Here is an 18,816-nt window from a genome sequence, read left to right as displayed (position 1 = left end):
CCACAGGGCCGCGTGGCGGCACGGGCGTGCGCGGTGAGCCGTCGCACCCGGCTGGACAGCGAGCTCGTACGCAGGGGCCTGGCCCGTTCCCGTGAGCACGCCGCCGATCTGATCACCGGGGGCCGGGTGACCGTGGGCGGCCGTACGGCGGCCAAGCCCGCCACACAGGTCGACACCGCCTCGGCGATCGTGGTGGCCGAGGCGGCGCAGGGCGCCGACTACGTCTCGCGGGGCGCCCACAAGCTGCTCGGCGCCCTGGACGCGTTCGGCCCGGCGGGGCTGGCCGTTGTCGGCCGCCGCTGCCTGGACGCGGGCGCCTCGACCGGAGGTTTCACGGACGTGCTGCTCCGTTCGGGCGTGGCGCACGTGCTGGCGGTCGACGTCGGGTACGGTCAGCTCGCATGGTCGCTGCGCACGGACGATCGCGTCACGGTGATGGAGCGGGTCAACGTCCGCGATCTCACGCCCGAGATGGTGGGCGAGGCGCCGTCCCTGGTGGTAGGCGATTTGTCGTTCATCTCGCTGCGCCTGGTGCTGCCGGCCCTGGCCGCCTGCGCGGCGCCCGAGGCCGACTTCGTCATGCTGGTGAAGCCGCAGTTCGAGGTGGGCAAAGAACGTGTGGGGGCGGGTGGTGTCGTGCGCGATCCGGTGCTGCGGGCGGGCGCCGTGCGCGATGTCGCGGCGGCGGCGTCCGCGCTGTCCCTTGAGGTGCGCGGCGTGACGGCCAGCCCGCTGCCCGGTCCGTCGGGCAACGTCGAGTACCTCATCTGGCTCGGGAGAGGTCCCGGGCCCGCGCCGGTGGCCGATCTCGACGCCGTGATCGAGCGCGCCGTCGCGGAAGGTCCCCAGTAGTGCGCGGAGTGCCCGCCGGACGAGCGGAGTCGAGCATGGATGCCGTCAAGCGTACGGTGCTGATCACGGCCCACACCGGGCGCGAGCCGGCGGTCGAGAGCGCGCGGCGGGTGATCCAGCGCTTCCTGGAGGCGGGCTTCACGGTCCGCGTCATGGAGCCGGAGGCCGAGGAGATCGCCGCCCCCGGGGTGGACGTCGTGCCCGCGCGTCCCACGGCGGCCGAGGACGCCGAGGTGCTGATGGTGCTGGGCGGGGACGGAACCCTGCTGCGTGCGGCCGAGCTGGCCCGCCCCGCCGGTACGCCTCTGCTGGGCGTCAACCTCGGCCACGTCGGATTCCTGGCCGAGGCCGAGATGGCCGACCTCGCCGAGGCGGTGGACCGCGTCGTGGCGCGCCGCTACACGGTCGAGGAGCGGATGACCGTCGAGGTCAACGTCCGGGCCAACGGCGAGGTGCTGGCCTCGACGTGGGCGCTGAACGAGGCGAGCGTCGAGAAGCGCGACCGCATGCTGGAGGTGGTGGCCGAGATCGACGGACACCCGTTGTCGCGCTGGGGCTGCGACGGGGTGATATGCGCCACTCCCACGGGTTCGACGGCCTATGCCTTCTCGGCCGGAGGCCCGGTGGTCTGGCCGGAGGTCGAGGCCCTGCTGCTGGTGCCCAACAGCGCCCACGCCCTGTTCGCCCGCCCGCTGGTGGTCTCGCCCAATTCGGTCATCGCGCTGGAGATCCTTCCGGGGACGACGGGCGCGGTGTTGTGGTGCGACGGCCGCCGCCGGTTCGACCTGCCGCCGGGCGTGCGGGTGGAGGTGCGGCGGGCCGGGCTGCCCGTCCGGCTGGCGCGGCTGCACGATGTGGACACCACCGGGGCGCCGTTCACCGACAGGCTGGTGGCCAAGTTCGACCTGCCCGTACAGGGCTGGCGGGGCCGGGTCCGCCCGTAGTACCCGGGCGGCGCCGCGACACTCCAGGACGCGCGAGCCCGGCTCCCGGTCCGTGTGGGGTTTACGCCCTGGTCGCGCCCATGTGCGGGGGTAGTCATCGAAAACCTTGGCGATTTCCGCGTAGGATCGGCTCCGCACGGAGAGGTGACCGAGCCATGCCCGACACGGTCCGGCGAGGTGCCCGATCGGGAGGCGGCGCGGCGATACGGCGGGAGGGACCCAGTGCGGCCACGGGTCGATGAGGTCCGGATCAAAGGGCTCGGCGTGATCGATGAAGCTGTCCTGAAGCTCTCGTCGGGTCTCACCGTCGTCACGGGCGAGACGGGCGCGGGAAAGACGATGGTCGTGACCGGGCTCGGGCTCCTGTTCGGCGGCAGGGCCGACCCCGCGCGCGTCCGGCCGGGCGCCGACCGCGCGTCGGTGGAGGGCACGCTGGTCGTCGAGTCCGGCGGCCGGGTGGCCCAGCAGGTCGAGGACCTGGGCGGCACGGTCGAGGACGGCGAGCTGATCATCGCGCGCACGGTCTCGACGGAGGGCCGTTCGCGGGCGTGGCTGGGCGGCCGTTCGGTGCCGGTCGGCACGCTGACCTACCTCGCCGAGGATCTCGTGGCCGTCCACGGCCAGATGGACCAGCAGCGGCTGCTCCAGCCGGGCCGCCAGCGCGCGGCCCTGGACCGCTACGCGGGCGAGGAGCTGGTCAAGCCGCTGCGTGCCTACACCCAGGCGTACAAACGGCACAAAGACGTCACTGGGGTCCTCGACGAGCTGACCACCCGCGCCCGCGAGCGCGAGCAGGAGGCCGACCGGCTGCGCTTCGGCCTGGAGGAGATCGAGAAGGTCGATCCCAAGGCCGGCGAGGAGGTCGAGTTCAAGCAGGAGGAAGAGCGGCTGGCGCACGCCGACTCGCTGAAGAGCGCGGCCGTCACCGCCCACACCGCCCTGCTCGGCGACCCCATGGCGAGCACCCAGGGCGCCCAGGACGCCATCTCGCTGCTCGGGAACGCCCGCGCGGCGGTGGAGGCCGTGCGCGGGTTCGACGACGCGCTGGCGGGTATCGGCGACCGGCTGGCCGAGGCCGGCTATCTGGTCTCGGACGTCGCCACCGAGCTCGCCGCCTACGCCGAGTCGGTCGACGCCGACCCGGCCAGGCTGGCGGCCGTGCAGGAGCGCCGCGCGCTGCTGACGGGCCTGCTGCGGAAGTACGGCGAGGACACCGCCGCCGTCCTGGCGTGGGCCGCGAACGCCGCCGCCCGGGTCTCCGAGCTGGAGGGCGACGACGACCGCATCGCCGAGCTCACCCGCGAGCGCGAGGAGCTCACCGCCCGCCTTACTGAGCTGGCGGACGACCTGACCCGCATCCGCACCGCGGCGGCCGAGCGCTTCGGCGCGGCCGTCACCGCCGAGCTGGCCGCGCTCGCCATGCCGCACGCCCGTGTGGTCGTGGTGGTCACGCCGAGCGGCCAGTTCGGCACCGAGGGCGCCGACGAGATCGAGCTGCGCATGATGTCCCATCCGGGGGCTCCTGCGCTGCCGCTCAACAAGGGGGCCTCCGGCGGTGAGCTCAGCCGGGTGATGCTGGCCATCGAGGTCGTGTTCGCCGGCGCCGATCCGGTGCCGACCTTCGTGTTCGACGAGGTCGACGCCGGGGTGGGCGGCAAGGCGGCCGTAGAGATCGGCCGCCGCCTGGCCCGCCTGGCCCGCACGGCTCAGGTGATCGTGGTGACCCACCTTCCGCAGGTCGCGGCGTTCGCCGACCAGCATCTGGTCGTCGAGAAGGCCGGGGACGGCCGTGTCGTGCGCAGCGGCGTGACGGCGCTGGACCACGAGGCCCGTGCGCGCGAGCTGTCGCGCATGCTGGCCGGCCTGGAGGACTCCGAGCTGGGTCGCGCGCACGCCGAGGAACTGCTGTCGATCGCCGCCGCCGACAAGGTGGCGGACTGACGAAGACGGCCGGACCCGCCCGTTTCGCCGGGTATGCGATGACTCACCGCGGGCAGGGAGATCGGGTGATCGCGGGGCGGATGCCCGCGATCCGGGGGCAGTGACAAATCTGACACGCCGTGAAGCGAGCCCATCTTGGTCTCAAGCTCTGGCAGGATGGTTCGTGATGAAGGTGCCGACCTTGAGGGTTCAGGGCCTCCGCCGCAGGAAGGCGTCAGACCTTCCCGGGGTGACGGCAGTGGCGAGGATCGATCGGCGGACCAAGACACTGACCAAGCGTCTGCGGCCGGGGGAGATCGCGATTGTCGATCACGTCGACGTCGACCGGGTGAGCGCGGAGGCTCTTGTCGCGTGCGGAGCTTCGGCCGTGGTGAACATCGCCGCCAGCATCAGCGGGCGCTATCCGAACCTCGGACCGCAGATCCTGCTCAACGCCGGGGTCGCGCTGATCGACAACGCCACGCCCGACCTGTTCGACCGGGTGCGCGACGGCGACGTCGTGCGTGTCCATGAGGGCGAGGTCTACCTGGAGGACGAGCTCGTCGGCAAGGGCGAGCCGGTCACCGCCGAGAGCGTGAGCGCGGCGATGACCGAGGCGCGGGCGGGCCTGTCGATCCAGATCGAAGACTTCGCCATGAACACCATGGAGTACATCCGCCGCGAGCGGGACCTTCTCATCGACGGCGTGGGCGTCCCCGACATCCGCACCACCATGGAGGGCCGTCACGTCCTGGTCGTGGTGCGCGGGTACCACTACAAGGAGGACATCGCCACCCTCCGCCCCTACATCCGCGAGTACCGCCCCGTCCTGATCGGTGTGGACGGCGGGGCCGACGCCCTGATCGAGGCCGGCTACCTGCCCGACCTCATCGTGGGCGACTTCGACTCGGTGTCCGAGCGCGCGCTGTGCTGCGGCGCCGAGCTGGTCGTGCACGCCTACCGTGACGGGCGCGCCCCCGGGCTGGAGCGGGTGCAGCAGCTCGGTCAGCAGGCCGTCGTCTTCCCCGCGACCGGTACGAGCGAGGACATCGCGATGCTCCTCGCCGACGACAAGGGCGCCAGCCTGATCGTCGCGGTCGGCACGCACGGTACCCTGATCGAGTTCCTGGACAAGGGCCGGTCCGGCATGGCCAGCACTTTTCTCACCCGGTTGCGCGTCGGGGGCAAGCTGGTGGAGGCCAAGGGCGTCAGCAGGCTCTACCGCAGCCGCATCTCGATCGGCTCGCTGCTGCTGCTGGTGGCCACCGCCGTCGTCACCATGAGCGTGGTGCTGTGGTTCTCTCCGATGGGCAAGGTCTGGCTGAACGGGCTTCGTGACGCCTGGAACGGTTTCGTCTTCTGGTTGGTCGGGCTCTTCTCGTGATCGATTTCCGCTATCACATCGTCTCCATCGTCGCGATCTTCCTCGCGCTGGCCATCGGCATCGTGCTGGGCAGCACCGTGCTGAACGCGCCGCTCGTCGCCTCGACGGAGAAGGTCACCGCGCAGCTCCGCGGCACCAACGCCGAGCTGTACGACCAGATCGCCCAGGCGCAGACGCGCGGCGGCGCCAGCGACGCCTTCATCGCCGAGCGGCTGCCCCAGCTCGTGCAGGGCACGCTCGCCGGCGAGCGCGTCGTGATCGTCGAGGCCCCGGGCGCCGACTCCAAGCTGCGCGAGCCGGTCCAGCAGGTGCTCACCGCGGCCGGCGCCGTGGTCAGCGGCCGGGTCACGATCACCGAGAAGTACCTCACCGCCGACCCGTCGCCCGCCGTCGACCAGCTCGTCACGGCCAGGCCCACCCCGCTGACGTTCTCCGCCGACGCCACCCCCTACGACAAGGCCGCGGCGGTGCTGGCGAGCGCCGTCGTGACGTCCGACAAGACGCTGGCGGGCAAGGACGACCCCACGGCCACGAGCGTGCTCGACGGCTTCGAGAAGGGCGGCATGCTCGCGCTGGACGGCGACCCGGGCAAGCGGGCCACGCTCGCGCTGGTCATGGCGCCCGCCGCCCCGTACGAGGGCAAGGACGCCGAAGCGCAGACCGCCGCCATCGTCGCCCTGGCCACCGGGCTGGACCAGGCGAGCGAGGGCGTGGTCGTGGCCGGGGTGGTCCCGGTCTCCACGGCCGCCGGCGTCGTGGCCGCGGTGCGCGCGAACGGGGACGCCTCCGGGAAGGTCTCCACGGTCGACAACGCCGATATGGCCTTCGGCCGGGCCGCGGTGGTCTACGCTCTGCGGGAGCAGGTGGCCGGGGACGCCGGGCAGTACGGCCTGGGTTCGGACGCCGTGGCGGCCGACCCGTCCCCAGCGGCCCCCCTGACCCCCACGCCCACCTCCTCGGAGGGCGCGGGCGGCTGATCTGCCCTGACGACCACGCGTCCCGGCGCGCGCCGGGTGCTCCTGACGAAGAGGGATCCGCTGTGGCCCAACGCTCCTGGCTCGGTGCCCTGGCCGGTGCCGCCCTCGGCGCCGTCGCCGCCCGCGCCGCCTACACCGCGTTCACCCGCCGCCCGCCGATCGGCGACGAGAAGACCTGGACGCGCACCAACCACCGCGGCGAGCCGATCACACTGCTCGAAGGCCCGGCGTTCGTGGCGGGCGCGGGGGCCGCAGCCGCCCTGGTCCCGGGCCTGCCCGGGCGGGTCCGCGCCGCCGCCGTCCTCGCCGGGGCGAGCGCCGGGGGGCTCGGCGCCTACGACGACCTGCGCGGGTCGGGCGCGTCCAAGGGCTTCAAGGGGCACCTGACCGCGCTGGCCCGGGGCGAGGTGACCAGCGGGGCGGTGAAGATCCTCGGCATCGGCGCCGCCGGCCTCGCCGCCGCCGCCCTGCTGCCGCGTGCTCCCAAGGGGGCGGCGCGGCTCGCCGACACGCTGATCGACGGCGCGCTCATCGCCGGGGCGGCCAACCTCGCCAACCTGTTCGACCTGCGCCCCGGCCGCGCCATCAAGGTGGGGCTGCTGGCCGGAGGCCCGCTGGTCGCGGCGTCGCTGGCCAAGGACGCCCCGGCGGGCGCCGCGCTGGCCGCCGTGCCGCTCGGCGCGGGCATCGCCCTGCTTCCCGAGGACCTCGGCGAGCGCGCCATGCTCGGCGACGCGGGCGCGAACGCCCTCGGCGCGCTGCTCGGCGTCGCCGCCGCCTCCTCGCTCGGCCGTCCCGCTCGGCTGGCGGCGCTCGGCGTGGTGGCCGGGCTGACCGCGGCCTCCGAGAAGGTCAGCTTCACCAAGGTGATCGCCGGGAACCCCGTGCTGAACCGCCTCGACATGCTGGGCCGCCGTCCCAGATGATCAAACGGGTGGGCCAGGGGGTCGCGGCGGCCGCGGTGGTGATCGGGGTCGTCACGATCCTCGCGCGCGTGGTCGGCTTCGGCAAGCAGCTCGTCCTGGCCCGCACCGTCGGCACCAACTGCCTGAGCACGGCCTACTTCACGGCCAACCAGGTGCCGAACATCGTCTTCGAGATCGTCGTGGGCGGCGCGCTCGCCGGCATGGTCGTCCCCGTGATCGCCGGCGCGTCGTCCCGCGGCGGCCACGGCGCGGAGCGGACGCCCGAGGCGCGTGCCGAGGCGGGGCGGATCACCTCCGCCCTGCTGACGTGGGTGCTGCTGCTCCTGGTGCCGCTGGCCGTGCTCACGGTGCTGGCCGCGGGCCCGGTCATGGGGCTTTTCGCTGGAAATGTCCCCCGCTGCAGCGACTCAGTGGCCCTCACGGCCGTCGCCACCCGCATGCTCGTGGTGTTCGCCCCGCAGATCCCGCTGTACGGCATCGCGGTCGTTCTGTACGGGGTGCTCCAGGCCTACCGCCGTTTCGTCGGCCCGGCCGTGGCGCCGCTGGTGTCCAGCCTGGTGGTCATCGCCGCCTACCTCGCGTACACGCCGCTGGCCGGGACCGCCGCCGCCGACCCGTTGGACGTGCCCCTGTCCGCCGAGCTGGCCCTGTCCGCCGGCACGACCCTCGGCGTCCTGGCCCTGGTGGTCACCGTGATCGGGCCGGCGTCCCGGCTCGGCCTGCCGCTGCGGCCCACGCTGCGCTTCCCCGAGGGCGTCGCGGCCCAGGTGCGCCGTCTGGCCCTCGCGGGCCTCAGCGCCCTGGTCGCCCAGCAGGTCGCCATGGCGATGGTGGTGTGGCTGGCCAACAGCCAGGTCGGCGGCGGAGGGCTTCCGGGCTACAACTACGCCTGGGCCATCTACCAGGTGCCGTACGCCGTGCTGGCCGTGCCCATCGCCACCAGCGCGTTCCCCGCCCTGTCCGCGCGCGCCGCGGATCCGGAGGGCTTCGCCGCGCTGTCCGCGCGCACCACGCGCGCCGTGCTCCTGGTGTCGGGGCTCGCGGCGGGGGCGCTGGCGGCGGTGGCCGCGCCGGTGGCCGCGGTGTTCGTGGAGGGCATGGGCGGCGAGATCGCCCCCGTCGAGCTCGCTCGGGCCATCGCGCTGTTCGCCCCCGGCCTGGTCGGGTACGGGCTGCTCGCCCACCTCGGCCGCGTGCTGTACGCGTCCGGCGGGGGCAGGGCCGCCGCCGGGGGGACGGTGGCCGGATGGGTGGTCGTCATGGCGGCGCAGACCGTCTTCGTGTTCGCGTTCCCCCGTGAGTGGAAGCTTGGCGGGCTGGCGCTCGGCAGCGCGGTCGGGATGACGGCCGGGGGCGCTCTGCTGCTCGCGGCCGTCGCCCGCGCCCGGGGCGGCGGGGCGCTGGCGGGTGTGCCGCGCGCGGCGCTGGCGGCCGTGCTGGGCGGGGGAGCCGGTTTCGTCGCGGGTCAATGGGTCGCCGCGGGCGTCGCCGTCCACGGGCCGGCCGCGAACGCGGGCGTGGCCGTGCTGGCCGGTGCCGTCGCGGTGGCGGTGGCCCTGGCGGTCGCGGCCGTGATCGACCGGCGCGACCTCGCCTCGCTGCTCGCGCGGCGCCGGGGTCCTGGGGACGGAGCGCCGCCGGCGGCGCCGGACGGGCCGCCGCGAGACCCAGTCCCGGCACGGGCGGGGGACGAGGTCGTGGACACCGGCACGAGCGCGGACACGGGCGTCGACACGGATGGGGGCTCACCGTCGCGGGCCGTCCGGCAAGGTGCGGACGCGGGCGCGGCCGGTGGCCGTGGGCATGAGAGGGGCGATGGGCATGGCTGACGAGCGTGGTGACGAGCAGGGCGATGGGCATGGTGTCGGGCAGGGCGATGGGCAGGGCTGAGGCGGCGTTGCGCGTGCTGCTGGTGCTCGGGACGAGCGCGGGCGGGGTCGGGCGGCACGTGCGCATGCTCGCCGAAGGGCTGCGCGCCGAGGGGGACCAGGTCGTCGTGGCCGGTCCCGCGAGCACCGACCGGGCGTTCGGCTTCTCCGGACTCGCCCGGTTCGCCGAGGTGCCGATCTCCGATCGGCCGCGTCCCGCGAGCGACCTGCGCGCCGTCCGGCGGCTGCGGGCGCTGGCGGCGGGGGCGGACGTCGTGCACGCCCACGGGCTGCGCGCCGGAGCCCTGGCGGCGCTGGCGCCGGCCGGGCGGCGTGCCGGGCTGGTGGTCACCCTGCACAACGCGCTGACCGCTTCGGGGATGATCGGCGCGATGTACGGCGTGCTGGAGCGCGTCGTCGCGAGACGGGCGGACGAGGTGCTGGTCGTCTCGCCCGACCTGGGGGAGCGCATGGCCGCCCTCGGCGCGCGGCGCGTCGCGCCCGCCGTGGTTCCGGCGCCGCCCCTCGGCCCGCCGGTCCGGACGCCCGCCGAGGTCCGCGCCGAGCTCGGCGCGGGGGAGCACCCGATCCTGCTCACCATCGCCCGCCTGGCCCAGCAGAAGGGGCTGGAGACCCTGCTGGACGCCGCCCGAGGTCCGTACGCCGGGCCGGTCCCGCTGTTCGCGGTCGCCGGGGAGGGGCCTCTGCGGGGGGTGCTCCAGGCGCGGATCGACGCCGAAGGTCTGCCGGTACGGCTGCTCGGCGACCGCGCCGACGTCGCCGACCTGCTGCGGGCGGCGGACGCGCTGGTCCTGCCGAGCAGATGGGAGGGGCAGCCGCTGAACGTGCAGGAGGCCCTGCGGGCCGGGCGGCCGATCATCGCGACGGCGGTCGGGGGGGTGCCCGGCATGGTCGGGGACGCCGCCCTGCTGGTGCCGGCCGGTGACGCGGCTGCGCTGCGGCGGGCCGCCGAGGCATTGCTCGCCGATCCGGGGCTGGCCGCGCGCCTGTCGGCCGCCGCGGCGGCGCGTCCGCTGCCCGACCGGGACGCCGCCGTCCGCGCCGTCCGGGAGAGGTACGGGGCGCTGCGGGGCGGGCGGGGGTGATCGGGGCCGCACGGGCGGTTCCCGGCGACTTCACTCAATACGGGTGAAGTACTGATTCTGTGAGATCCATCTCCGGGGGCGCCGCGGAGGACGTAGGGGCGCGTTCTCGGGGCGCGAGCCTGTGACCTGCGTCATCACGGCCGCGGGAGTGGCCCTGTGCGTGATCAGGCGCCGTCGGGGCGCAGACGCCGTGCCCATGATCGCGCGGCGCGCTCATGGGCTGATTAGGTAGGGCTTATGTGCTCGCCTATACTCCTCGGCGAGGGGGGGAGTATCCCTTCGCGACAGCCTCGTCATCACGGTGTGCCCCCATGGGCCGACCCGGGGCTGCCGGTCCGAGGCGTCGCCGCCACGGGCGGGAGAGACCTCCGGCACTTTGACGCGGGCCGGAGGTTTTGTGTTGGACGTTTCCGTGTGGGCGTGGGCCGCCGTCATCGGCGGGCTCCTGGTGGTTCTCGCCATCGACCTCTGGATCGTGGACCGCGGCGAGCCGCGGGAATTCTCCTTGCGCCAGGCGGGTTTCTGGGTCGGTTTCTACGTCGGCCTGGCGGCGTTGTTCGGCATCGGGCTGTTCGTCGTGGAGGGCGCGGACAAGGCCGGAGAATTCTTCGCCGGCTACATCACCGAGTACAGCCTGAGCGTGGACAATCTGTTCGTCTTCTACATCATCATGGGCCGTTTCGCCGTGCCGCGGATCTACCAGCACAAGGTGCTGCTGGTCGGCGTGCTGCTGGCCCTGGTGATGCGCGGGTTCTTCATCCTCGTCGGGGCCGCCGCGCTCGAGCGCTTCAGCTGGCTCTTCTACGTCTTCGGCGCCTTCCTCATCTACACGGCGGTCAACCTGCTGCGCGGCCACGACGAGGAGGAGTTCAAGGAGAACCTCCTGCTGCGCTGGGTGCGCCGCGTCTTCCCGACCACAGACGGCTTCGTGGGGTCCAAGGCCATCACCAAGGTGGACGGCCGCCGCATGGTGACGCCCATGCTGATCGTCATGGTGGCCATCGGCACCACCGACCTGCTCTTCGCGCTGGACTCGATTCCGGCCATCTTCGGCCTCACCACGGACGCCTTCATCGTCTTCACCGCCAACGCGTTCGCGCTGATGGGACTGCGTCAGCTCTACTTCCTGCTGGGCGGCCTTCTCCAGCGGTTGGTGTACATCAGCTACGGTCTGTCGTTCATTCTGGGCTTCATCGGGGTTAAGCTCATCCTCGAGGCATTGCACGCCGGTGGCGTCGACTGGGCGCCCGAGGTCCCGATCTGGGTCTCCCTCTCGGTGATCGGCGGCACGATGGTCATCACCACCGTGGCAAGCCTGATCAAGGCCCGGCTGGACAGGAAGCGGTCCGGCGAGCCGACGGCGCCCGCGAAGGTGTCTCAAGGGTAGCGAAACGGTGCATGACCCGATTTGCTTGTCCCATATCGCTATGCGGGAGCCGCGAGCTGGGTAGCATTCGGCGATAAAGTCACAATCCGGTCTCTGGCCGCAATCATCACAAAGGTTCCCTGTGTCCAACGATTCGCCCAACCACGGCCGTCGCCGCGTGCGGCTGGCCCGTGGCGTTTCCCCCTGGCTGGCCCCCACCGCCACGGCCGCCGTCGTGTCGGCGGCGCTGGCCCGGCGGTCCCGCCCGTGGGTGCTCGCGGCGGCTCCGCTGGCCGCCCTGACGGGCGCCATGCTGTGGTTCTTCCGCGATCCCGAGCGCGACCTCGGTCCCGGACTGGTGCTGAGCCCCGCCGACGGTGTGGTGCAGAGCGTCGACCCCCAGCCGGACGGCCGTACCCGCGTGGCGATCTTCATGAGCCCGCTGAACGTCCACGTGAACCGCGCGCCGCTCGACGGCACGGTGACCTCCGTCCAGCACGTGGCGGGCGGGTTCCGCCCGGCCTTCAACAAGGACAGCGACCAGAACGAGCGGGTCGTCTGGCACTTCGCCACGGCCCTCGGTGACATCGAGCTGTGGCAGATCGCCGGAGCCGTGGCCCGCCGCATCGTGCCGTACGTGGGCATGGGCGCCAAGGTCTCGCGCGGCGAGCGGATCGGCCTGATCCGCTTCGGGTCGCGGGTGGACATCTACCTTCCTGAAGGGATTGCCCCCGCGGTCAGCGTGGGGCAGCGGACGACGGCGGGAGTGACTCGCATTGACCATGGCTGACGCCGGATGGTCCATGGACGACCTGGGCGAGGACGAAGAGCCGCGAGGGCCGGTCGGGAAGGCGTTCCGGCTGTCCGCCGCCGACTCGCTGTCCATCGGCAACGCGGTCTGCGGGTTCCTGGCGGTCTGCGTGCTGGCGTGGTCGGCGATCACCCAGCTCCAGCAGTCGAAGGGCGAGTTCCACCCCGATCCGCGCTATTTCGCCACGGCGGTGGTGCTGCTGCTGATCGGCGCCACCTGTGACCTGTTCGACGGGCTCGTCGCACGGCGGTTCCGCGCCTCGGCCATGGGCGCCGAGCTGGACAACCTCGCCGACGTGATCAGCTTCGGGTTCGCCCCCGCCTTCATGGTGGTGGCCTGGGCGGGTTTCTCCCACAAGCTTCCGCTGTGGCTGGTGCTGTGCGCCGCGGTGTCCGTGCTGGTCGCGGGCGTCGTCCGGCTGGCGCGGTTCGCCTGCGTGAAGACCAAGAGCGGCGACTTCATGGGCCTGCCCATCCCGATGGGGGCCATGACCGTGGTATCCATCGTGCTGCTCTTCCAGCCGTCCTACCCGACGGTTATCGGCGTCTTCGCCGTGGCCTGGCTCATGGTCAGCCGCATCGAGTACCCCAAGCCCAAGGGCAACCTGGCGGCGGTCGTGCTGGCGTGGATCATGGTCAACGTCACCTGCCTGATCATCTGGGCGGCCGACCTCGCCGGCGGTGACATCTTGATCCAGATCGGCGCCTGCATGCAGATCGCGCTGGTGTCGGCGATCCCGCTGCGCGTCCTGATGTTCAAGCGCGAGCAGCGCAAGGAGCGCAAGGTCGCCGCGGGCGTGCGCTAGTCCCTCCGTACTCTGGCTGATCAAGGCCTCGAACGGCCCGGCGCCTTCCTTCACGGGTGCCGGGCCGTTCGCGTCTCAGGGGCGGGAGGGCTACCAGCCCCGGGCGCGCCACTCGGGCAGCGCGGGCCGCTCGGTCCCGAGCGTGGTGTCCTTGCCGTGACCCGGGTACACCCAGGTCGCGTCGGGCAGTCGGTCGAAGACGCGCTCCACCACGTCGGTGTAAAGCTGGTCGAACCGGGCGGGGTCCCCCTGGGTGTTGCCGACCCCGCCGGGGAACAGCGAGTCGCCCGTGAACAGATGCCCGTCCTGGTAGAGCAGGGCGATCGAGCCGGGCGTGTGCCCGCGCAGGTGGATCACCTCGATGGTCACCACGCCCACGCTGACGCGGGCGCCGTGCTCCACCGGGCGGGTCACCGGCACCGGCAGTTCGGGGGCGTCCAGCGGGTGGGCGACGATCTCGGCGCCGGTCTCCTTGGCGACCTCGGCCAGGGCCATCCAGTGGTCCTGGTGCCGATGGGTGGTGATGATCTTGCTGATCGGACGGTCGCCGATGAGCTCGAGCAGGCGGGGCGCGTCGTTGGCGGCGTCGATCAGCACGCCGTCACCGGTCTCGCGGCACCGCAGCAGGTACGCGTTGTTACCGAAGTCCCCGACCTCGATCTTGCTGATCGTCAGGCCGGGCAGGTCACGCACGTCGGCGGGGCCGCCGGCCGTCACGTCACCGGTGTACGTCATGGATACTCCTCAGGAGGCGTCGGCGGGAGGCCGAGCGGCGCGGACTTCGTCAGCCACTTCGGCGCCGCCGGCGGGCTCTCCGCCAGCCTAAGCCCCGTGAAATCCAGGCCCGCCGCCCGAGGGCCGCCGTCCAGGCGTCCCGTCGCCCAGGCCAGGACGATCGGGGCGTCCCCGCGCAGCTCCGGACCCTCGCCGAGGCCGGTCCAGCTGCGCCCGCCCGCGTGGATCGCGCTGATCCGGCTCTCGGCGCGCGGCCAGGTCGCCACCGTGTCGTGCAGCTCCCGCAGGACGAACGCGGGCGGCAGATCGGCCCAGGCGTAGCCGGCGCCGAGGTCGACGTGGTGGAGCTCAACCTCCCGGAGCCTGCGGACCAGCGCGTACCAGGCGGGGTGGCCGTCGCCGGTCATGCCGGTCACGGTCGCGCGCCAGGCCTGCGGGGGCGTGTCCCGGACGGCCACGTCCAGCCGGGCCGCGCTCGCGGCCAGGTCGGCGTGCTGCTCGGCGGCGGCCCTTCCGGCGCCTTCGGCGATCTGGGCCTCCCGGGCCTCCAGCGTTGGGTACTGTGGGGTGAACACGCCCGTCTTGGCCCAGGTCAGCAAGTTGACATGGCTGTCCGCGTTGCGCGCGACGTGGGTGAGCACGTGGCCGCGCGTCCAGCCCGGAAGCAGGGAGGGGGCCGTGACGTCCCGATCGGGCATCGCGGCCGCGGTCGCGAGCAACCGCTTCGTGGCGGCGTCGAGTTCGGTCCCAAGGTCGTCCAGAACGGTCATGAACACCATCATCGCGTCAGACCCTCACGGCCGCGCGTACGCCGGGGTCACGCCTCCTCGCGGGGGCGTTTCCGGACCGGAAGAAAACTGTCGGACCCCGTCGTTAGAGTGGCGGCGACTAGTCAGAGGTGGCCCTAGCTCGGCTGCCGTGGATCATGAACGGACATGAGAGATCTGCTGTGGCCGACCGCTTGATCGTTCGTGGCGCCCGCGAACACAACCTTAAAGACGTCTCGCTCGACCTCCCGCGAGACGCTCTGATCGTCTTCACCGGGCTGTCCGGCTCGGGTAAGTCCAGCCTGGCCTTCGACACCATCTTCGCCGAGGGCCAGCGCCGGTACGTCGAGTCGCTCTCGGCGTACGCCAGGCAGTTCCTCGGGCAGATGGACAAGCCCGACGTCGACTTCATCGAGGGCCTGTCGCCGGCCGTCTCGATCGACCAGAAGTCCACCTCGCGCAACCCGCGGTCCACCGTCGGCACGATCACCGAGGTCTACGACTACCTGCGCCTTCTGTGGGCGCGCATCGGCAAGCCCCACTGCCCGGCGTGCGGCCGTCCCATCGCCCGGCAGACCCCGCAGCAGATCGTCGACCGCGTCCTTGAGCTGCCCGAGGGCACCCGCTTCCAGGTCATGGCCCCGGTGATCCGCGGACGCAAGGGCGAGTACGCCGAGCTGTTCCGCGAGCTCCAGACCAAGGGCTTCGCGCGGGCCAGGGTCGACGGCACCGTCGTCAGGCTCGAAGAGCCGCCCACTCTGAAAAAGTACGAAAAGCACGACATCGAGGTCATCGTCGACCGTCTCTCGGTGAAAGAGAGCGCTCGCCGCCGGCTCACCGACTCGGTCGAGACCGCGCTCCAGCTCTCCGGCGGCACGATCACCCTCGACTTCGTCGACCTCGCCGAGGACGACCCCGGCCGCGAGCGCTTCTACTCCGAGCACCTCTACTGCCCCTACGACGACCTGTCCTTCGAGGAGCTCGAGCCCCGGTCCTTCTCCTTCAACTCGCCGTTCGGCGCCTGCCCCGACTGCACGGGACTCGGCACCCGCATGGAGGTCGACCCCGAGCTCGTCGTCCCCGACCCCGAGAAGTCCCTCGGCGACGGCGCCATCTCCCCGTGGGCCGGCGGCCACACCAGCGACTACTTCATCCGCCTGGTCGAGGCGCTCGGGCACGCACTGGGCTTCGACCTCGACACGCCGTGGGAGCGGTTGTCCAAGCAGGCGCAGAAGGCGCTGCTGCGTGGCCACGACGAGCAGGTCCACGTCCGCTACAGCAACCGGTACGGCCGGCAGCGCTCCTACTACACGACGTTCGAGGGCGTCATCCCGTGGGTGCAGCGGCGGCACGCCGAGGCCGAGAGCGACTCCAGCCGTGAGCGCTTCGAGGGCTTCATGCGGGAGATCCCCTGTCCCACCTGCAGGGGAGCCCGACTCAAGCCGGTCTCGCTGGCGGTGACGGTCAGCGACCGCTCGATCGCCGAGGTGTCGTCCCTGTCGATCGGCGAGTGCGCGAAGTTCCTCGGCGACCTCACGCTGTCCGAGCGCGACATGCACATCGCCGAGCGGGTCGTCAAAGAGATCAACGCCCGGCTCGGCTTCCTGCTCGACGTCGGCCTCGACTACCTCACCCTCAACCGCGCGGCCGGGACGCTCGCCGGTGGCGAGGCACAGCGCATCCGCCTGGCCACGCAGATCGGCTCGGGCCTCGTCGGCGTCCTGTACGTCCTGGACGAGCCGTCCATCGGCCTGCACCAGCGCGACAACCAGAGGCTGCTCGACACGCTGATCCGCCTGCGCGACATGGGCAACACCCTCATCGTCGTCGAGCACGACGAGGACACCATCGCCGCCGCCGACTGGGTGGTCGACATCGGCCCCGGCGCAGGCGAGCACGGCGGCCAGGTCGTCGTCTCCGGCACCGTCCAGGACCTGCTCGCCAGTGAGGACTCGCTGACCGGCGCCTACCTTGCCGGGCGCAGGAGCATCCAGGTGCCCGTGGCGCGGCGCAAGCGCGACCTCAAGCGCAAGCTCACCGTCAAGGGCGCGCGCGAGCACAACCTCAAGGGGGTCGACGTCGACTTCCCGCTCGGCGTGTTCACCGCGGTCACGGGCGTGTCGGGCTCGGGCAAGTCGACGCTGGTCAACGACATCCTCTACAGCGCCCTGGCCAAGGAGCTCAACGGCGCCAAGACCGTCCCCGGCCGGCACTCCCGCGTGACCGGCACCGACCTGGTCGACAAGGTGGTCCACGTCGACCAGAGCCCGATCGGCCGTACGCCGAGGTCCAACCCGGCGACCTACACCGGGGTGTTCGACCACGTCCGCAAGCTGTTCGCGCAGACCACCGAGGCGAAGGTCCGCGGCTACCTTCCCGGCCGGTTCAGCTTCAACGTCAAGGGCGGCCGCTGCGAGGCCTGCGCGGGCGACGGCACCATCAAGATCGAGATGAACTTCCTCCCGGACGTCTACGTCCCCTGCGAGGTCTGCCACGGTGCCCGGTACAACCGGGAGACGCTGGAGGTCCACTACAAGGGCAAGACGATCTCCGAGGTCCTCGACATGCCGATCGAGGAGGCCCTGGAGTTCTTCGACGCGATCCCGGCGATCAAGCGCCACCTGCAGACGCTCAACGAGGTCGGCCTCGGGTACGTCCGGCTCGGGCAGCCCGCCACCACGCTGTCGGGCGGCGAGGCCCAGCGGGTCAAGCTATCCTCCGAGCTCCAGCGCCGCTCCACCGGCCGCACGGTGTACGTCCTGGACGAGCCCACCACCGGCCTTCACTTCGAGGACATCCGCAAGCTGCTCGGCGTGCTCGGCCGCCTGGTCGACGGCGGGAACACGGTGATCGTCATCGAGCACAACCTCGACGTCATCAAGACCGCCGACTGGCTGATCGACATGGGCCCCGAGGGCGGGTCGCGGGGCGGCCAGGTGCTCGCCACCGGCACCCCCGAGCAGGTCGCGCGCGTCGAAGAGAGCCACACCGGCCGCTTCCTCAGCAAGATCCTCGGGGGCTGACCGCGCGCCCGGGTGCCGGGGGCGCGGGCCCGGTGCCGGCCTGCGTCCGTGCCCGGCCGCGCACCCGCCCCCGGAGCCGCCCGACGGAGTCGCTCGACGTGACGTCGTGGCGCCGGGCGGCCGGGTCGGGCGCCGTCTCCGTCCAGATCGGCGACGGGCGACGGCCGGTCACGGCCGGCTCGTCCCTCTTCTCTGTTGCGGGTATTTGCCATAATGTTGGTAGGAATGCCGGGGAATCTCTCAACCCGTTCCCGCAGTAGGACGATCGATCCTGGAGGCCCCACTTATGACCGCCGCCGCCGACACTCCCGCACAGCAGGCTCCCGCCTACGCCACCCCCGCGGACGTCCAGGTCCACGGCCCGTACGGACCCGGCCGCCTCGACGCCGCCCCCAAGGGCGTCCACGCGCTCTACCCTTTCCATGGGCGGATCACCGCCGACGGCTCCAGCGGCTACCCGGCTTCACCCGGCCGCTACCACATCTACAGCGCCTGGCACTGCCCCTGGGCGCACCGCTCGGCCATCGTCCGCAAGCTCGCGGGTCTCGAGGACGTGGTGTCGCTGTCCTACGTCGACGACGAGCGCGACGCCCGCGGCTGGGCCTTCCGTGAGCGGCGCGGCGCCGACCCCGTGAACGGCTTCACGCTGCTCGCGCAGGCGTACGAGGCGACCGAGCCCGGCTTCACCGGCCACATCTCGGTCCCCACCCTCTGGGATCGCGAGAGCGGCCGGATCGTCAGCAACCACTTCCCCGACATCACCCTTGACCTCGCCACCCAGTTCGAGGAGTGGGCCGACCCCTCCGTCCGCCTCTACCCCGCCGAGTCGCGGGCCGAGATCGACGAGCTCAACGCGGAGATCCTGCGCGACGTCAACACCGCGGCCCCCAGAGTGGCGGGGGCGTCCACGCAGGAGGAGTACGAGAGGCTTCGCGGCGAGACCGTGGCCGCCCTTGAACGCCTCGACGAGCGCCTCGCCGGTCGCCGTTTCCTCGTCGGCGACGCCATCACCGAGGCCGACGTCCGGCTCTGGGTCACCCTGGCCCGTTTCGACCTCGCCGACAACCCCGGCGCCCGTATCAGCGAGCGCCGGCTCACCGACTTCACGCACCTGTGGTCCTACGCCCGGGATCTCTACCAGCGCCCCGCCTTCCGTGACACCACCGACTTCTCCACGTACCGGCATACCGCCTTCACGCCCGCGGAGGGCGTCAAGCGCTTCGACCTGGCGCCGCTCCAGGGGGGCTGGGACTCCCCTCACGGCCGCGAGCGCCTCACCGGTTGACAGGGGGAAGCCGTGCATCATAGGCCCTTGCGGTGCCTGGTGGCGGC

15 protein-coding genes are annotated in these 18,816 nt (G+C 72.3%); 13 read left to right on the top strand and 2 right to left on the bottom strand.

What is annotated here, in order from left to right; genetic code table 11:
• Positions 1-33 precede the first annotated feature (33 nt).
• From AB0H21_RS27680 to pssA, 11 genes are all read left to right on the top strand, one after another.
• Entirely contained in the window at positions 34-852 is an 819-nt protein-coding gene (locus AB0H21_RS27680; protein ID WP_358521986.1) for a TlyA family RNA methyltransferase, read from the top strand.
• 35 nt (positions 853-887) lie between these two features.
• Positions 888-1,796 carry an NAD kinase gene (locus AB0H21_RS27675; protein WP_358521983.1) on the top strand — a complete coding sequence of 303 codons (909 nt, stop codon included), beginning with the start codon at positions 888-890 and terminating at the stop codon, positions 1,794-1,796.
• Between the two features lie 222 nt (positions 1,797-2,018).
• Positions 2,019-3,737, top strand: a complete 1,719-nt coding sequence (gene recN / locus AB0H21_RS27670; protein WP_358521981.1) for a DNA repair protein RecN — start codon at positions 2,019-2,021, stop codon at positions 3,735-3,737.
• Positions 3,738-3,903: 166 nt separating this feature from the next.
• On the top strand, positions 3,904-5,100 hold the full coding sequence (gene steA / locus AB0H21_RS27665; protein WP_358521978.1) for a putative cytokinetic ring protein SteA: 1,197 nt from the start codon (positions 3,904-3,906) through the stop codon (positions 5,098-5,100).
• Positions 5,097-6,077, top strand: a complete 981-nt coding sequence (locus tag AB0H21_RS27660) for a copper transporter (RefSeq protein WP_358521976.1) — start codon at positions 5,097-5,099, stop codon at positions 6,075-6,077. Before steA ends, AB0H21_RS27660 begins: the two co-directional genes overlap by 4 nt.
• A gap of 62 nt (positions 6,078-6,139) precedes the next feature.
• Positions 6,140-7,003, top strand: a complete 864-nt coding sequence (locus tag AB0H21_RS27655) for a hypothetical protein (protein WP_358521973.1) — start codon at positions 6,140-6,142, stop codon at positions 7,001-7,003.
• Positions 7,004-7,011: 8 nt separating this feature from the next.
• Positions 7,012-8,832 carry a lipid II flippase MurJ gene (locus AB0H21_RS27650; protein ID WP_358521971.1) on the top strand — a complete coding sequence of 607 codons (1,821 nt, stop codon included), beginning with the start codon at positions 7,012-7,014 and terminating at the stop codon, positions 8,830-8,832.
• A 47-nt stretch (positions 8,833-8,879) separates the two neighbouring features.
• Entirely contained in the window at positions 8,880-9,977 is a 1,098-nt protein-coding gene (locus tag AB0H21_RS27645; protein WP_358522055.1) for a glycosyltransferase family 4 protein, read from the top strand.
• A gap of 400 nt (positions 9,978-10,377) precedes the next feature.
• Entirely contained in the window at positions 10,378-11,364 is a 987-nt protein-coding gene (locus AB0H21_RS27640; RefSeq protein WP_358521970.1) for a TerC family protein, read from the top strand.
• A 121-nt stretch (positions 11,365-11,485) separates the two neighbouring features.
• Positions 11,486-12,133 carry a phosphatidylserine decarboxylase gene (locus AB0H21_RS27635; protein ID WP_358521968.1) on the top strand — a complete coding sequence of 216 codons (648 nt, stop codon included), beginning with the start codon at positions 11,486-11,488 and terminating at the stop codon, positions 12,131-12,133.
• Positions 12,126-12,959, top strand: a complete 834-nt coding sequence (pssA, locus tag AB0H21_RS27630; RefSeq protein WP_358522051.1) for a CDP-diacylglycerol--serine O-phosphatidyltransferase — start codon at positions 12,126-12,128, stop codon at positions 12,957-12,959. The genes AB0H21_RS27635 and pssA overlap by 8 nt, the downstream gene beginning before the upstream one ends.
• A 90-nt stretch (positions 12,960-13,049) precedes the next feature.
• On the opposite strand, the gene AB0H21_RS27625 is transcribed toward pssA, so the two are convergent.
• Both AB0H21_RS27625 and AB0H21_RS27620 read right to left on the bottom strand, forming a co-directional pair.
• A complete protein-coding gene (locus AB0H21_RS27625) occupies positions 13,050-13,694 on the bottom strand; it encodes an MBL fold metallo-hydrolase (RefSeq protein WP_358521966.1) in 645 nt (214 codons plus the stop codon).
• Positions 13,691-14,464, bottom strand: a complete 774-nt coding sequence (locus tag AB0H21_RS27620) for a maleylpyruvate isomerase family mycothiol-dependent enzyme (protein ID WP_358521965.1) — start codon at positions 14,462-14,464, stop codon at positions 13,691-13,693. The genes AB0H21_RS27625 and AB0H21_RS27620 overlap by 4 nt, the downstream gene beginning before the upstream one ends.
• A 179-nt stretch (positions 14,465-14,643) precedes the next feature.
• Here AB0H21_RS27620 and uvrA point away from each other — a divergent pair, with 179 nt between their 5' ends.
• Both uvrA and AB0H21_RS27610 read left to right on the top strand, forming a co-directional pair.
• Positions 14,644-17,484 (top strand): excinuclease ABC subunit UvrA, encoded by a 2,841-nt coding sequence (gene uvrA / locus AB0H21_RS27615; RefSeq protein WP_358521963.1) that lies wholly within the window; start codon positions 14,644-14,646, stop codon positions 17,482-17,484.
• 286 nt (positions 17,485-17,770) lie between these two features.
• A complete protein-coding gene (locus AB0H21_RS27610; RefSeq protein WP_358521961.1) occupies positions 17,771-18,769 on the top strand; it encodes a glutathione S-transferase C-terminal domain-containing protein in 999 nt (332 codons plus the stop codon).
• The last annotated feature ends 47 nt before the right edge of the window (positions 18,770-18,816 follow it).

Source organism: Sphaerisporangium sp. NPDC051011, assembly GCF_040653595.1.
Lineage (GTDB): Bacteria > Actinomycetota > Actinomycetes > Streptosporangiales > Streptosporangiaceae > Sphaerisporangium.
Note: the sequence above shows the minus strand (reverse complement) of the source record. Positions and strands in the feature narration are given on the sequence as shown.

Bases quoted from the DNA above. Each gene is read 5' to 3' on its own strand.
- AB0H21_RS27675 (WP_358521983.1), top strand. From the start codon at position 888: ATGGATGCCGTCAAGCGTACGGTGCTGATCACGGCCCACACCGGGCGC.
- steA (WP_358521978.1), top strand. From the start codon at position 3,904: ATGAAGGTGCCGACCTTGAGGGTTCAGGGCCTCCGCCGCAGGAAGGCG.
- AB0H21_RS27645 (WP_358522055.1), top strand. From the start codon at position 8,880: ATGGGCAGGGCTGAGGCGGCGTTGCGCGTGCTGCTGGTGCTCGGGACG.
- pssA (WP_358522051.1), top strand. From the start codon at position 12,126: ATGGCTGACGCCGGATGGTCCATGGACGACCTGGGCGAGGACGAAGAG.
- AB0H21_RS27625 (WP_358521966.1), bottom strand. From the start codon at position 13,694: ATGACGTACACCGGTGACGTGACGGCCGGCGGCCCCGCCGACGTGCGT.
- AB0H21_RS27620 (WP_358521965.1), bottom strand. From the start codon at position 14,464: ATGACCGTTCTGGACGACCTTGGGACCGAACTCGACGCCGCCACGAAG.
- AB0H21_RS27610 (WP_358521961.1), top strand. From the start codon at position 17,771: ATGACCGCCGCCGCCGACACTCCCGCACAGCAGGCTCCCGCCTACGCC.